This is a genomic window from Congregibacter brevis (assembly GCF_045689245.1).
GTDB lineage: Bacteria > Pseudomonadota > Gammaproteobacteria > Pseudomonadales > Halieaceae > Congregibacter > Congregibacter brevis.
In genome coordinates, this window is the sequence record NZ_CP136865.1 from 1,402,199 (window position 1) to 1,417,143 (window position 14,945).

The following is a 14,945-nucleotide window of genomic DNA, read 5'->3' on the forward strand; positions in this document are numbered from 1 at the left end:
TATTATCCGTTTTAAGTGTTGAACGATGGTTCGGCGAGCAGTACATACGCTCATGATGACATACGGCGTTGGATACGACATATGAAGGATGGTGCGTCATTCTGGATGTTCTCGATTTCGATTTCGACTTCGGCAATGCTGGCGATAGCGGGACTGACCTTGTTTGGCATTGTGAACAAGCACCGTTCCTTTTGGCCGCCACCCAATGCAGAGGGTTGGCAGCACACAGCATTTCGGGTCCTATTTCGCAGCTACTTTTATGGGTTGCTAACGGTGTCGGCACTTGATTTTGAACCGACAAAAAACCGCCTGTACGCTGGGCTGCCCTTGTTAATTATCGGGTTTGGATGCGCCCTTTTCTGGACAAACTATCTCGGCTGGCGAAATGCCTTTGGCAAGCCTGATGGCCTTCGAACGTCAGGCGTGTATCGATTTAGCCGAAACCCTATCTATCTCGCATCGATCATTGGCATGGTGGGTTGGGCGATTGTGGTGCCGTCGTGGAAAGTGACTGTGTTGCTGTCGTTGTGGGCTGCACTATATATCGTCGCACCCTGGGTGGAAGAGCCATGGATGACCAGGAAATATGGCAAAGCATTCGTGCAGTACAAAGAGAGCACACCGCGCTTTTTGTAGTGTTAAACGGTGATGTGTATCACTTACAGGTCGAAGGTCGTCGTTCGCCAGATTTGCCAAACGCTTAATTATCAGACCAATTGAAGTGCTTCGACAATAGGACAATGTGGCACATCGTCTCCTGAACAATTCGACGATAGGTCATGCAGGGTACGCTGCATTTTCTTTAAACCATCGATTTTTCTAGCAATGTCAGCCAAATGAGCGTCGGCCATGCGCTTAACCTGTTCGCAAGACACTTGGTCACCATCGACGAGTGACAGTAATCCACGAATTTCAGTTATCGAAAAGCCCATGTCTCGACAGCGCCGGATAAAGCAAAGGCGTTGATAGTCATCCTCGGTGTAAATCCGATAGCCCCCACTACTGCGTTCAGGTTCGGACATCAGCATTACGTTCTCGTAGTAACGAATGGTCTCTGCCTTGACGCCGCTGCGCTGCGCTAGCACTCCCCGTGTTTGATGTTTTGTCGATCGAGACACTTCTCTTGACCCTGTAGTAACTACAGGGATTAACATAGCGTTATTGTCACGTTAAGCAAGGCTTAAATTTTGAGCGAGCAATCGATAAACATAAAGCCAGATGCAGGACGCTTCGCAGCAATTGGCAGCGTGGTGGGCGCCATACTGGCTTCGTCGTGCTGTGTTGTGCCCTTGTTTTTGGTCACGCTCGGTGCGAGCGGTGCCTGGATCGGAAGCCTGAGCGCGCTTGATCCTTATAAAGGCTATTTCGCTTTATTCACCTTTGTCTGCCTAGGCTTCGGCTACCGGCAGGCTTTCCCAAGACGCGAAGTCGATTGCGAAGATGCTTCATCTTGCGCAACGCCTGCGTCCCGTCGCATTACTAAATCGGTTTTGATTGTTGCGACGGTATTAGTCGCAGCTTCCTTGACTATCGATTGGTGGGCACCGCTATTTTATTAATGGAGCGTGGCACGATGAAAAAACAAAACTGGATTTTCAGTGGCGTTACGGCGCTGTGCACTGGATGCTATTTAACCTTTGCAGGATACATTTGGGCAGGTTCGTCTGAAGGAATCTCCGTTTATCAGACGGCCTCATACACGGTTGAAAACATGACCTGCGCTACCTGTCCAATTACGGTTAAGAAAGCAATGGCAAGAGTCGACGGCGTGGAGAGCATCGAAATCGACATAGAGAGTAAAATAGCGACCGTAGTTTACGATTCGACACGTGCACAACCAGAAGACATTGCTGACGCATCAACTGGTGTTGGTTTTCCCGCCACAGTCATCGAAGATTTACCACAGTGAGTGAAGCTATCGAAGCGTTTTCTACACTGACCTGCCCGAAATGCGGTCATGCAGAGAAAGAGCACATGCCCACCGACGCATGCCAGTTCTTTTACGAATGCAGGGGATGTGGCGAACTGCTGCGCCCATTGACGGGCGACTGCTGCGTCTATTGTTCTTATGGCGACGTTAAATGTCCGCCCATCCAAGAAGGGAATGGTTGCTGCTGACCTTGCGCTATTAGGCGGAAGCGGTCTTTAGCAACGTCGCAAAACTCCTCAGAGCGGCCTGTCCCTGGCGTATTACAAATTCAAGCGGCAATTGGTAGCTCAAACAATCCGCGACAATGCCTCTTCCATCGGCAGTGATTGACATCAACGACCTTTCCGGTGCCTAAGTCTATGCGCGTCTCGGTCACCCGCCTCAGCGCTCGGTAGAATTTCTGTGTATCGGTCAACAGGGAGTGTCTCTCGGTTTGGAGTGGGGATGACAGAAATCCTATCAACCCATGTATCCACCGCTGTGTTTGCCGCATACACACTTGTCAGCACCAATAAGGCGGCCGCTGATAACGCTAATCCGTAGGTCGTCCTGGCTTTCATCATCAATGCTGCCTCAGCAGTCATGGGTTCCGATGGTGGGGGGCGAAAACACCACGACCGCTTAACCGTGTTCAATCAGTGTGGCCTTTGTAAGTTTTTCTTGCCACTGACCTATCCCCCGAAGTTAACGCCATGAACACGATGAGATTTCCAGCTAACCTAGCACGATGGAGATTTCACAATGAAGAAGCGATACACCGAAGAACAGATTATTGGCGCCATCAAAGAGCATGAAGCCGGCGCCAAGGTCGACGACATCTGCCGTTCATAAAGCATATCGACCGGCACGTTCTACAACTGGCGAAGCAAGTATGCGGGGCTAGAGGTGAACGAAGCGAAGCGTTTACGAGAGCTGGAATCTGAGAACGGCAAGCTCAAGAAGCTGCTGGCTGAAAAGCTCCTTGAGAACGAGGCAATGAAGGATGTCATCGCAAAAAAGTGGTAAAGCCTGCTGCTCGCAAGCGGGTTGCCAGCCACATGATTGGAACCTATCAATTGAGTGAGCGCACCGCGTGCAAGCTAGCAGGCGTGAGCCGAACCGCGTTTCGGTATCAAGCAAAACCTCCAACGGATGATGTCCTTCGGGCTCGGCTAAAGGCTTTGGCCGTCGAGCAGTCTGCTTATGGGTATTTACTGCTTCACGGAATATTGAAAGGCGAAGGTTTGGTTGTGAACGAAAAGCACACCTATCGTCTGTATACCGAGGAACGACTGCAAGTCCGGACGAAGAAGCGGAAAAAGCTGCAACGCCCCAGGCAGCCGATGGAGGTGCCCACGGGAGTCAACCAACGTTGGTCCATGGACTTCGTATCGGACCAACTTAGCAGCGGGAGACGATTCCGTGTACTGAACGTGGTCGACGACTTCTCGCGTGAAATGGTGGGGCAGCTTGTTTCTGTATCAATTAGTGGCTCGCAGGTTGCCCGTTTTCTAAGCCAATTGTTTGAAGGCCGGGCCAAGCCTCGACGAATCGTCTGCGACAATGGCACGGAATTCACCAGCAAAGCGATGTTCTTTTGGAGCCGGGAAGCCGGTGTGGCACTTGGATTTATCCAGCCAGGAAAGCCCACCCAAAATGCATTTGTAGAGAGCCTCAATGGCAAGTTTAGAAATGAGTGCCTGAACCGACATTGGTTCCGATCGCTAGAAGAAGCTGAGACTGAAATCATGCTCTGGCAGAACCAATACAACAACGTTCGACCACACAGCTCACTCAACTATTTACCGCCGGTTGTCTTTGCGCAGCAGGCTGCATAACCTATGCGGATCTCATCCGTGTCATGGTTTTAAAGTGGGGGGAAGGTCAGCAATATCAAAAGAATCGTGTCAGGTATTCCAAGTTAATGCAATCTACTGATCACCCTCAAATAAATATGATCCAACTTAAAAGTCCAGCTGAGATTAAAGAGTTTTTGAAGAATGCACACAACAATCGCATGCAGTCGGATGCGGCAAAGCCGCGCCGCTGATGCGAGCGTTATAGGGCTTAGATCGATGCTCGACATCCATAAATACCTCTATGCACTTTCCGCAGCCTGTTTCATTGGTATTGGATCTGGGTTCGTAGCGTTGATGCCATATGTCCTAGATTATGAATCGAAGGCCACCCGTGCAGGTTTTGAACTGGAGCAGACTACAGGGTTAGACTATTCGAAGGGTATTGACTGCAAAGAACATCTGGAAATATACGCGGATTGCAGCCACGCAACATATCTTCTCACCACCAATACCGCTACCGTAAAACTTCTTCAGAAAATCTTATACACATTGTCATTCGTGGGTTTTTTAAGCGGTCTACTGGGACTGTATTTTCATTGGCAGAAACCTGGAGCAAGTAATGCCCAATAACAAGTCAAGGCAGGTCAGCAGCAAGGGCGCTACGCGCCAGGACCGCTTAACAGCGGCCCCTGCTTGAAGCGTTATGAGCCTCGGTGACTCGCAGCTATGAGCGAGCGAACAAGCTTTAAAACATCGTCCGCATCACGCAGCAAGGATCTGCGAGCCTTTTTGATTTCACTATTGGTAGCGGTTACGGGTCGGTCTACTACGTTGCGAAGAATGAACTACTAATCAAACTCGCGGTATATGGTACGTTTGCTGCGCTTGTTGTACTCGCGAGAATATTCGTAGTGCATGTAATGCGTTGGGGTGATGATCGTCCGCTGCAATGGTACGGGTCACCTTTTGTTCTAATTGTCCCGGTGTTATGCACATGCTTCTGTTTCATGTTTTGGTAGCTCATAACAAGCGCGGGTTGTGTGAGACGTTAAACCGCTGCGCGGCTTGCCGCCCCAACCGCGGGCGTTATATCTCGCTCCTAGGAACCACAGACAGGATGAAGTATGAAAATTGAATCTCATGACTCAGATATTGAGAGCCTCCTCGACACAGGCTATTTCTATATTCCAAGGTTTCAGCGGCCCTATTCATGGGAAGAAGACAACATAAATGACTTCTGGGAAGACGTGGTCACCAACACCTCTCCAGACTATTTCATTGGCTCTATGGTTGTTTTCAAAAAGGACAAGCAGAGATTTGGGGTAGTTGATGGCCAGCAGCGGTTGACCACCATCACAATCTTGCTCTGCGTTCTAAGAGACAAGTTTCTGGAACTCGGTATTGAAGATCTCGCTAAAGGCATCCATCAACTAGTAGAACGTAAGAATAGGAACAATAAGCTCGAATATGTACTTCAAACGGAGACATCGTTTCCCTACTTTCAGGAGCATATACAGAAATTTGATGAGGAAGCGGATGCTGACGGAAATGCAGCCCCTGAAGAGACGTACTTGCTTAACGCGCACGCAAAGTTCCAGTCTCTAGTTGACGGATCGATGGCCGCAATTGATTTAGATCCCTCGCTTTCGAAGAGTGTGAAAAAAACTAGAAAACGCAAAAAACTAGTTCTTTTGAGAGATGCCGTCTTCAATTTGAAAATTATCTTAGTGTCTTTAGATGAAGAGGATGACGCCTACATTATCTTCGAAACGCTGAATACAAGAGGGAAAGATCTAGCCTTAACCGACTTGGTAAAGAACCATTTTTCCAAACACCTAAAAGCTCCCGGCGCCGTAGATCACACAAATATCAAGTGGACGAAAATATTAGAAACAATCCACAACTCATCAGAAGATATTTCAACAGATAACTACATCTATCATTTCTGGGCTTCCAGATATGAATCAATACCTCAGAAAAAATTATTCGGGAAATTTAAAAAGGCGGTAACTAAGGGTAAGGCAAAAGAGTATTTGAACGATCTACTTACTGATGCAGAGACTTATCGCTCGCTATACGAGACTTCCTACGCCTGGAAAAAACCGGAAACAGAAGCTGCCCGTTCTTTGAATGCGATGCAAATATTTAAGTTATCTCAGCCAATTCCAGCTACGCTCGCGCTAGCTCGGGCGTACAAGAAAAAGAAGATCAAGTACGCTAGATTCAGAGATGCTCTAGTCGCCATCGAAAATTTCCATTTTCAATTCACCGCCGTGACCTCCTCGCGATCATCAGGTGGAATTTCTGCAATGTACTCATCCTTTGGGCAAAAGCTTTTCGCAAGTACGACGCCTCAAGGTGCGGCGAATGAAATCGACGCGCTGAAAGAAAAGCTGCGAGAGAGAGTGCCGTCACTAGAGGAGTTTACTGTAGCGTTTAGCGAAATCACCTACACAAATTCGAATTCAAAGCAGAAGAATTTAGTTAGATACATCCTACGTAAATTCTCAGAGTACTACGACTACAAATATTCCTGTGACTACGAGGAGCTCACGGTGGAGCATTTTTATCCGCAATCGAAAATCGATGCGGTTTGGACGGATAACGTAGTCGGTAGTTTAGGTAATTTGTTTTTCTTAGAAGAAATCCATAATGGCAAGATTGATACGAAATCTCCGCCAGAAAAGAAAAAGTACCTAAAGAAGAACGAATGTGCTGTTCCGAAATTCATCGGGAAGTCTAGAGGCTGGACCCCAGATCTTGTAAAAACACATACTGAACTGATGGCAAGAGAGGCTTGGCAGAAGGTATGGAAGATATAACTAGCGCGGATTGGTTGGGACGCGCTAGCGCGCGCCCCAACCGCGAGCGTTATGTTTCACCAAGCATCAAAGAAATGGAGTAAATTTTGAAGTCGTACGAAAACATTTTGAAGTCTGCTAAAGAAGCAAAGACTATAGCCTCTCATATTACTGCTCTTGGTAAAGTCAGGGCTAAGACTGAGGATCAAGTGCTTTTACGCAAAATTGATGACGCCATATCATCTCTACAAAGTGGCCATGCAAAAGCCACGAAAGGAAAATCAACACCGACTTGCCTAGATAAAGCAACAGACCCAAGTATAAAAGCGTTGGTAGAGCATTGCCAAAAAGCAGTGGCAACTAAAAAACCAGAATGGCAAGTAATCGCAGAGAGAAATGGATGGGCACCAAAAACATAACAAGCAAAGGCAGCATCGCCCTGCGGGCTGGACGCGCTAACGCGCGCCGCTGCTTTGGGCGTTAGGTTTCAGGGGGAATCGAGTGCTAAATCAATCATTCGGATACAAAAGGTGGGCGGACGAGCGAACCTTACGAGCTATCGAATTGATTGATAGAGATTTATTCCCAGATGCCTACGCCTTCGCGCTTCAACAGATCAACCATATAGTCATTGTCGAAGAACTTTTTATAAGCAGATTAGGTTCTTCCTCTGCTCCACACGAAAGCACAAACACTGCGGTCATCCCGAATTTTGAAGAACTTGAGGGTCGACTGAGCGAGTCTGCCGATTGGTTCGAAAGCTACGTAGATCGCATGGAGAATGGAAGCGAAAAAGTCGCGTTCGTATTTGCAGACGGAAAACGCGGTATGCTCAGCATTGATGAGATTCTATTTCACATTGTAAATCACAGCTCATACCACCGAGGCAATATTGCACGTGCATTAGATCTGGCTTCAGTACCACATCCGATTGATGGTTACGGAATTTACATACATGAAAAAGAGCCAGCGCGCAGAAAAACCTAACAATGAGGTGTTGTCGCCGTCGGCTGGGGCGGCCCATTGCATGGCCCGCCTCAAACCTTGGCGTTATGTGTCTAAGAGCAAGTTTCGGGACTGCGTGGTTTTTCTTACGGTATTGTGGGCCGCGGATGCGATGGCACAGAGGCCCACTATCGTTGTAGACGAAGATCGCCTGCTCAGATTTGAAGGCCGCAACTGCTCCAACTCGCCAATTCCGTACATGCTCCACGAACTGAATCGTATGCAGCTAGAAGCTGAAGGCAAAGGTGAAGTAGCACCTGTCCAGGTGCATGTCTCAGAAAAGACGGAGGAGGGCATGAAGGAGCAAAGTGGTGAGAAGCTATCAGAGCAGGACACATAACCAGTCAAGGCAGCAAGGGCGCGTCGCGCCGGGACGCACTACCGTGCGCCCCTGCTTGAAGCGTTATGTGTAGGAGGCATCGTGGCAACCAAGGAAGAAAAAAGAAGACGTGCCGCTTTAGTCCAAGCGATGGTGGCCGAGGACACGAAAAAGGCAATTGAAGAAATGCCTATAGCACTAGCTCATCTAGGTCAGCTATTTGATCACCTAGATGTGAAGGAGATAGTTCCTTCATCGACTACCTGATAGAGTTTGACTTGTGGGAGTCGCTCTCACGAGAAGAGAAAACCTACCTCTCCAATCCTACATACGGCACCCAGGCCCATATCAACGCCACTTGGCGTCTTGAGGCACTCTACGTCTTGTTGTGGGCTGTTGGGATTGTCCTGCAAGCTTCTTCAGCTTAACTCCGCTAAATCGAGAACGGACTTGCGCCCGCCGGGCCTTGTGGTCTCTTCTAGGGCCTCCTGCCAATACTGAGCGCCGAATACCCGCGGCGCTAATGGCCCGGTTTCAGCCAACCTGGGCCAGATCCCGGCGAATGCATTTTGCATTGCGGGCCCTAGAAAGGAAGGTAGATGATCTCGGAGATGAAATCGGTGGTATCCGGAGCTCTGCTCGGACCCAATTGCAACGGGTTCATTGCTCAAGAGGCCATACGAGACAAACTTTGCTTCGTGACGCATGTGACCCAGAGCAGCGGTGCCGATCTCGCCGCCGAGAGCGTCGAATGCGATATTGGCTTGTACTGACGCGTCATGAATCGCGTGACGATCGAGAATGGATATTGGCTCGATTCCGCACTCGGCTAATCTGTCCACGCGGCATTCGGATCGATAAATCCCGAGAACGCGAGCGGCTCCTTGGCGGAGCGCCCATCGACCCAGATACTCTGCACATTCGGAACCCGCTGCGGTCAGTAGAATAACCTTACCTTTTGGGGGCCAGAGATGAAGCATCGTCAACGCGGCGAGCGGATTGATATAGGCGCGCGCTGCAAGCAGGTCGGATATTCCATCGGGCACCTCGACCGCGCAGGTTGCAGGGCAGTCTACTACCGTCTGCCACGTGCCCTCTCCGCGAAGAGGCAGTACGCGCTGCCCGAGCAAATGCGAGAATTCAGCTGGTGCTTCAATCACAAGGCCGACGCCCTCGTAACCAGCAATCGTAGGCAAACCTATTCTTTGACGATAGGCACCGGTGATCGGAATCAGATCGGATGGATTGATGGGGGCGTACGTCATCGCGACACGAACTGTGTTTGGTTGCAGCGCCACAAGTTCATTCTCTTTGAGCGCGAGTGACGAATGAGGAGGGCCGAATCTGTCGTAGACGAATGAAAAACGCTTCTTGATCAAATTATCACTCGCCAGCTTATTTGCACGTTACTGAACATCAATGTTCCGCAATGCCGTGTTTCGCAAAGGTTTTAAAGAACCTTGAATCAGCAGAATCCATGTTGGGCAGCACTCTATGGCAGAGAGTGTTGAGCTCAGGCTCATAGGCCCGCATTGATGGTACTCCGATTACCGTAACACCTGCTCTTACAGCGGCCAGCGCGCCGGTGGGTGAGTCCTCAAATGCGATTGCTTCGTGAGGGCGGAGATTAAGCTTCTCCACGCAGGCGCGATAGACAGCTGGGTGGGGCTTCCCATTGCGAACGTCTGCTTCAGTGACAATCGCGTCGAATTGGTCGTGCACACCAAGTTGTTCAAGGGTTGGCTCGCAGACTTCGCGCGGTGCATTTGTCGCAAGGCCTATTCGATATCCTTGAGCACAACACCAACGAATCACGTCAATTGCGCCGGGCATGGTCCTGGCGCCGCTAGCCAGCTCCCGTCTCACATATTCAATCACGTCGAGTTCAAGTTTCTCGACCGACCTTCCGCGCCATGGCTGATATTTATACCAATGGCTCGCAACCTGTCGCGTAGTCATAGATTCTGTAAGCTGTTGCTGGTCTGGAGTAACGTAGACGCCTACCGCTGTAAAACACGCATGTTCTGCCTCTGTCCAGAGCGCATTTGTATCAACAATTAGGCCATCAAAATCAAAAATCACACCCTTGATATAGCTGCCACTGATTGTCGTATGCTCGCTCTCTGATGTGCCCCACGGGGCTCTAGGCGTTTCCATTAACAATGATCCATGTTCGAAAGTTGCTACGCCGGAGTTTACTGTGTAGTGGCAGAAACGCGACCGTCTGCCAAGATCACTAAATAGCACACGCTGGCAAATGGGTGTGTGGCACTATAGTACAAGGCGACTCGAACGAGCTGAATCGCCTGATGGCGTCATTCCGTTTTGGTCGAACAGCACCGGACAGCGGGGGTCAACCCAAAGGGTATTTAGCGCGGCTGGCAGTATTTTTCCACGACGAAAGAGGGCGCCCGGCTCGAATGCGGCGCGACAAAAGCCCCCGTTGATTTTGAGGCTCGTCGAAGAGTGGCCACGAGCCATCCAGTGTATTTCTGGTCAATGTCGTAGTGAGCGGTGACGGTGCCGCCACTAGGGCAGCGAAAAACGGTACCGCCAAGTTAACCGGCAGGGCTTGGTAAGCTAGCTTGATGAATACCTATAAACGCCACCGCTTCCCTCGCGAAATCATCAGCTACGCAGTACCCATAAAGCGGGGCAGACTCTCTGGCTCTACTACAGATTCAATCTGAGCCATCGGGATATCGAAGACCTCCTCGCTGAACGAGGCATTATCGTTACTCGGGAGTCGATCCGCCTCTGGTGTATCAAGTTCGGCGCCACTTATACCCGCCGATTGAAGCGTAAACACAGGGGTTACGGCGATACTTTCTTTATCGATGAAGTTTTCGTAAAGATCAACGGTAAGCGGCACTACCTGTGGCGAGCAGTGGATCAAGATGGTGAGGTGGTGGATGTGTATCTCCAGGCAAAGCGCGATGGTGCTGCTGCCAAGCGTTTCTTCAAGCGCTTACTGCGAAGCTGTAGAGGTGCGCCCAGAAAGATCGTGACCGATAAGTTGCGAAGCTATCGAGTGGCTCACCGGGAGCTGATGCCGGATGTAATTCATAGCACTGAACCGTATGAGAATAATCGGGTAGAGCAATCTCACGAAACAACTAGGGTGCGTGAACGAGGCATGAGGAAGTTCAAATCGTTAAGACAGGCTCAGAGATTTCTGGGTACTCATGCTGCGGTTGCAAATTTATTCAATCTTGGGCGGCATCTGGTGAGGGCTGAGCACTATCGAAATCTCAGGATCAGTGCGTTCGCTGAATGGAGTAGGGCAGTTGCTTGAGGTCGGTGGCTATATTTCACTGGCTTGGGGCAGTTAACTTGTCAAAACCTTGCAAATACCTGGCGTTCGTCAATTGAGCAGTGGGGGCGAAGTTCAAATAGCTGGTACCGCTATTACATAACTGGTGCTTTCATTGTCGATGGTCGCAGAACCAGATGATTCCAAAGACCGGTAGAAGAAGCAGTGGTAAGACCGCAACGACTTGAAAAGACTCTACCGATGCGTAGCGAAGAACCTCTAGCATCTCTTCATCAGAAAGCGCCGGCAGTTTAGTTACTCCGCCCGCTGCCTCCGCTTTGGCTGCATCAAATATGGCCCCCATAGCGGGGAGGAGAAATTGAATCGACATGCCGCCGGCGAATCCCATAAGTCCCATGGCTAAGGCACCGCCGCGGGGGAACCGCTCCGCAGTGATTGCTAGCATGGTTGGCCATAGGTAACACACTCCGATACCCCATATGGTGGCAGCTCCAAACGCCATCGCTGGTGAGTTCGCTAGGCTCAGTAGGTAGAGGCCTATGCTGGCCGCTACGCAGCTAACGACCATTAATCCCATAGAAGATATTCGCGCTACCACCGAGCCTGCAAAATGCCGCATTACGAACATCAATGCACTGACATACACCAATAGTAGAATGCCTTGCATTCCCACCGTGTTGGACAATGTGATATTCACCCATTGCCCCGGCGCCAACTCGGATGCAGCCGTAAGAAACATGCAAGCCCAAAACACCCAGAATAGCGGGCGTTTGATCAATTCCATTAGCATATCTGGATAACTGATACCCCTTGCCACACGCTCGGTTTCCGGAAAGGCGGAGCTCGCCACTAGCCACATGAGAATAAGCGCCGGTATCAGTAATGTGAACATGTTCACTTGCCAAGGCATACCTGCGGTATTGATAAGTACGCCAAGGAGGCCGCCGATAACAATGCCCGCCGGCCACCAGGCATGGAGTATGTTCATACGGTGCGCCTTCTCTTCGGGGTAAAGCGCTGCAACCATTGGGTTTGTCGCAGCCTCTACTGCACCCCAGCCCAGTCCGGTGAGTAACAGGCTGGAGAGAACAAGCGATTCAGCAAGAGGGCCGGGCGTTATTGTGGTGGCGACCATCAATCCGAGCGCTCCAGCTATGTAGCCCACTGCGGAACAGAGCAGCATACGCTTCATACCCACCAGTTCCACGAGTGCGCTACCAAACAACAGGGTTAAAGCAAAGCCTGTGAACGTTATGCCCAGGGCCTCCCCAATCATCGCGACAGAGTTTGTGGGGCTTAACTTGTCGTAGATTTCTGTTTGCAAATTCGGGGCTATATTTGCCCGTACGGCAAACCCCAGGCCAATCATAAAGATCGCTAAATTGCCGACGTAGAAGAGGCGGTGTCTATTGATCGTTCTATCCGTCATGGGGCACTCGCAAAATGTAATGTTTATTGTTCTGAAGAGATGGAGAGCTAAAGGTGCAATATGCGTCTATTCACTGTGTCATCTGCGGCTAGACCTGCGAAATCATCAAACGCCTTCTCTGTGGTTCGAATGATGTTCTTAGTGATGAACTCAACGCCTTCACGTGCACCATCTTCAGGGTCCTTCAGACAGCATTCCCATTCCAGTACCGCCCAGCCTTGGTATCCATACTTAGCTAGCTGACTGAAGATACGTGAAAAGTCGACCTGCCCATCCCCGAGCGAGCGAAATCGACCCGCTCGATCTTTCCAGTTTTGGTAGCCGCCATATACGCCACTCTTGCCCGTAGGATTGAACTCTGCGTCCTTTACGTGAAACATTTTTATGTGCTCATAGTAGTGGTCTATGAACTGGCTGTAGTCCAACTGCTGCAGTAAGAAATGGCTGGGATCGTAGAGAATATTGCACCGTGCATGATTGCCAGTGGCCTCCAGGAATCTTTCAAAGCTGATCCCATCGTGCAGGTCCTCGCCTGGGTGAATTTCGTAGCAGAGATCTACACCGGCAGCGTCGAAAGCATTAAGGATTGGTATCCAGCGTTCTGCCAATGCGGCGAAGCCTGTCTCTACAAGACCTGTGGGTCGTTGTGGCCAGGGGTACACAGTGTGCCAAAGAAGCGCGCCGGAAAAAGTCGCATGCGCATTGAGTCCGAGGTTCTGACTTGCCTTGGCGGCGAGAAAAAGTTGGTTTGTTGCCCAGGCCTGACGTGCAGTCCTGTTGCCGCGAAACGCCTCCGGCGCAAAGGCATCAAACAGCGCGTCATAGGCTGGATTTACCGCTATCAGCTGACCTTGCAAATGGGTGGATAACTCGGTGATCTCAACGCCGCTATCCTGGCAAATGCCCTTTAGCTCGTCGCAGTACGTTTTGCTGTCAGCAGCGAGATCCAAGTCAACGAGATTCGAATCCCAAGTTGGAACCTGTATGCCTTTGTAGCCTAAGTCGCCAGCCCATGCGACTATATCGGCAAAGGTGGCAAATGGCTTCTCGTCGCTTACAAACTGCGCGAGAAAAATACCGGGGCCTTTCATGCCCGTCATGGCAAGCTCCTCATCGTGTTCAGTGGGACTCAAAACGATGCCATTTGATATCGCTTTGACTTGCTGTCACTGCGAGTTCGATAAACGCCATGCCTCTCACTGCTTCAGTGATTCCCGGGCAATTGAAGAGAGCGGTATCGGTGCCTTCTCCAAATTCGCGTACTCTTACTCGCGTGGCAAACGCCAGGTATAGATTTGCGAACGCTTCAAGGTAGCCCTCGGGATGCCCCGCAGGTGTTCTCGTTGCGGCCGCGGCGGAATCACTCAAGTAATCCGCCGCTGTGCGCACTATCTCATCAGGGCGATCAGGCCATTTCAAACGAAGGCTGTTGGGATTTTGCTGCGACCATTCCAGACCACCCTTTTCCCCATACACACGAAGGCTCAAAGCATTTTCCTCACCCGTGCAGATCTGACTGGCCTGTAACACTCCCTTCGCGCCGCCATCAAACCGAAGAAGCACCGATCCATCGTCGTCGAGCTCGCGACCGGGAACAAAGCTCGTCAAATCGGCACAAAGCTCGGTAATCCGTAAACCGGAAACAAACTCAGCAAGATTCGCCGCGTGAACGCCGATATCACCCATGCAGCTGCTGATGCCAGCTTTGGAAGGATCCAGGCGCCAAGCGGCTTGTTTACTTTCGCGTTCGATAGAATCATTTGCGAGCCAGCCTTGGTTGTAGTCCACTAGGATCTTGCGAATCCGCCCGAATGCACCCATAGATACACGGTGTTGTGCTTCTTGAACCATGGGATAGCCGATGTATGGGTGTGTTAATCCATAAATTAGGTCGCACTTTTCGATGATCTTGCGCATTGTCAGCACTTCGCTAAGGCTAAATGTCGCCGGTTTGTCACTTAGGACGTGAAAGCCAGATTTCAAAGCAGCGACAGCGACTGGAAAGTGCAGATGATTGGGTGTCACGATGGATACAAATTGCATCCGATCTTCTTTGGGTAGCTCAGATTCCGCAGTCATCATCAGTTCGTAACTTGTGTATACGCGGTGATCTGGCAAACCCAACGAGGCACCTGATCTACGTGATCGTTCGGTGTTGCTACTAAACGCCCCGCACACGAGTTCGATTTCCTGGTCTAAGGCGGCTGCCATGCGGTGAATGGCACCGATGAATGCGCCTTCTCCGCCCCCGACCATTCCCATTCGTACTTTAGACATAACGCCTCGGTTTTTCTTGCGTGAAAGCCCGTGTTGCGAACGTGGGGCAAACTACTCACTATTAAGAGAGCAAGCTTCTCGTCATCCGGGATAGAAAGCTTGGAAGAATTCCTTTGTTATTTGTACAAATTC

At 50.3% G+C, this 14,945-nt stretch carries 15 protein-coding genes and 2 pseudogenes; 11 read left to right on the top strand and 6 right to left on the bottom strand.

The window, feature by feature from the left end; translation table 11 throughout:
- The first annotated feature begins 81 nt into the window (after positions 1 to 81).
- Positions 82 to 636: a methyltransferase family protein gene (locus R0137_RS06180; protein ID WP_407329366.1), complete on the top strand. Its 555-nt coding sequence runs from the start codon at positions 82 to 84 to the stop codon at positions 634 to 636.
- A gap of 71 nt (positions 637 to 707) precedes the next feature.
- Here R0137_RS06180 and R0137_RS06185 read toward each other — a convergent pair whose 3' ends face one another.
- Positions 708 to 1,118 carry a MerR family transcriptional regulator gene (locus R0137_RS06185; protein ID WP_407329368.1) on the bottom strand — a complete coding sequence of 137 codons (411 nt, stop codon included), beginning with the start codon at positions 1,116 to 1,118 and terminating at the stop codon, positions 708 to 710.
- A 132-nt stretch (positions 1,119 to 1,250) separates the two neighbouring features.
- Here R0137_RS06185 and R0137_RS06190 point away from each other — a divergent pair, with 132 nt between their 5' ends.
- From R0137_RS06190 to R0137_RS06230, 9 genes and pseudogenes are all read left to right on the top strand, one after another.
- Positions 1,251 to 1,559 carry a mercuric transporter MerT family protein gene (locus R0137_RS06190; RefSeq protein WP_407329983.1) on the top strand — a complete coding sequence of 103 codons (309 nt, stop codon included), beginning with the start codon at positions 1,251 to 1,253 and terminating at the stop codon, positions 1,557 to 1,559.
- A 14-nt stretch (positions 1,560 to 1,573) separates the two neighbouring features.
- Positions 1,574 to 1,909: a heavy-metal-associated domain-containing protein gene (locus R0137_RS06195; protein WP_407329369.1), complete on the top strand. Its 336-nt coding sequence runs from the start codon at positions 1,574 to 1,576 to the stop codon at positions 1,907 to 1,909.
- Positions 1,906 to 2,118, top strand: coding sequence for a GDCCVxC domain-containing (seleno)protein (locus R0137_RS06200; protein ID WP_407329370.1), 213 nt, complete (start codon positions 1,906 to 1,908; stop codon positions 2,116 to 2,118). The genes R0137_RS06195 and R0137_RS06200 overlap by 4 nt, the downstream gene beginning before the upstream one ends.
- A 553-nt stretch (positions 2,119 to 2,671) precedes the next feature.
- Positions 2,672 to 3,747, top strand: a pseudogene (locus tag R0137_RS06205) (IS3 family transposase).
- 1,085 nt (positions 3,748 to 4,832) lie between these two features.
- On the top strand, positions 4,833 to 6,530 hold the full coding sequence (locus tag R0137_RS06210) for a DUF262 domain-containing protein (RefSeq protein ID WP_407329372.1): 1,698 nt from the start codon (positions 4,833 to 4,835) through the stop codon (positions 6,528 to 6,530).
- 86 nt (positions 6,531 to 6,616) lie between these two features.
- Positions 6,617 to 6,928: a hypothetical protein gene (locus tag R0137_RS06215; protein ID WP_407329373.1), complete on the top strand. Its 312-nt coding sequence runs from the start codon at positions 6,617 to 6,619 to the stop codon at positions 6,926 to 6,928.
- 145 nt (positions 6,929 to 7,073) lie between these two features.
- Positions 7,074 to 7,496: a DinB family protein gene (locus R0137_RS06220; protein ID WP_407329374.1), complete on the top strand. Its 423-nt coding sequence runs from the start codon at positions 7,074 to 7,076 to the stop codon at positions 7,494 to 7,496.
- A 40-nt stretch (positions 7,497 to 7,536) separates the two neighbouring features.
- Positions 7,537 to 7,854 (top strand): hypothetical protein, encoded by a 318-nt coding sequence (locus tag R0137_RS06225; RefSeq protein ID WP_407329376.1) that lies wholly within the window; start codon positions 7,537 to 7,539, stop codon positions 7,852 to 7,854.
- 257 nt (positions 7,855 to 8,111) lie between these two features.
- Positions 8,112 to 8,261, top strand: a complete 150-nt coding sequence (locus tag R0137_RS06230; RefSeq protein WP_407329378.1) for a DUF4272 domain-containing protein — start codon at positions 8,112 to 8,114, stop codon at positions 8,259 to 8,261.
- Here the strand turns inward: R0137_RS06230 and R0137_RS06235 are convergent.
- Positions 8,253 to 9,131 carry a zinc-dependent alcohol dehydrogenase family protein gene (locus tag R0137_RS06235; protein WP_407329380.1) on the bottom strand — a complete coding sequence of 293 codons (879 nt, stop codon included), beginning with the start codon at positions 9,129 to 9,131 and terminating at the stop codon, positions 8,253 to 8,255. The genes R0137_RS06230 and R0137_RS06235 overlap by 9 nt on opposite strands.
- A 118-nt stretch (positions 9,132 to 9,249) precedes the next feature.
- Positions 9,250 to 9,990 (bottom strand): HAD family hydrolase, encoded by a 741-nt coding sequence (locus R0137_RS06240; RefSeq protein WP_407329382.1) that lies wholly within the window; start codon positions 9,988 to 9,990, stop codon positions 9,250 to 9,252.
- Between the two features lie 431 nt (positions 9,991 to 10,421).
- Here R0137_RS06240 and R0137_RS06245 point away from each other — a divergent pair.
- A pseudogene (locus tag R0137_RS06245) lies at positions 10,422 to 11,128 on the top strand (IS6 family transposase).
- 130 nt (positions 11,129 to 11,258) lie between these two features.
- Here R0137_RS06245 and R0137_RS06250 read toward each other — a convergent pair.
- Genes R0137_RS06250 through R0137_RS06260 form a run of 3 tightly spaced genes read right to left on the bottom strand, consistent with a single transcriptional unit; the run spans position 11,259 to position 14,813 of the window.
- Positions 11,259 to 12,536 carry an MFS transporter gene (locus R0137_RS06250; protein ID WP_407329384.1) on the bottom strand — a complete coding sequence of 426 codons (1,278 nt, stop codon included), beginning with the start codon at positions 12,534 to 12,536 and terminating at the stop codon, positions 11,259 to 11,261.
- Positions 12,537 to 12,583: 47 nt separating this feature from the next.
- Positions 12,584 to 13,636, bottom strand: a complete 1,053-nt coding sequence (locus tag R0137_RS06255) for a sugar phosphate isomerase/epimerase family protein (RefSeq protein ID WP_407329386.1) — start codon at positions 13,634 to 13,636, stop codon at positions 12,584 to 12,586.
- Positions 13,637 to 13,655: 19 nt separating this feature from the next.
- Positions 13,656 to 14,813: a Gfo/Idh/MocA family protein gene (locus R0137_RS06260; protein ID WP_407329388.1), complete on the bottom strand. Its 1,158-nt coding sequence runs from the start codon at positions 14,811 to 14,813 to the stop codon at positions 13,656 to 13,658.
- Between the last annotated feature and the right edge of the window lie 132 nt (positions 14,814 to 14,945).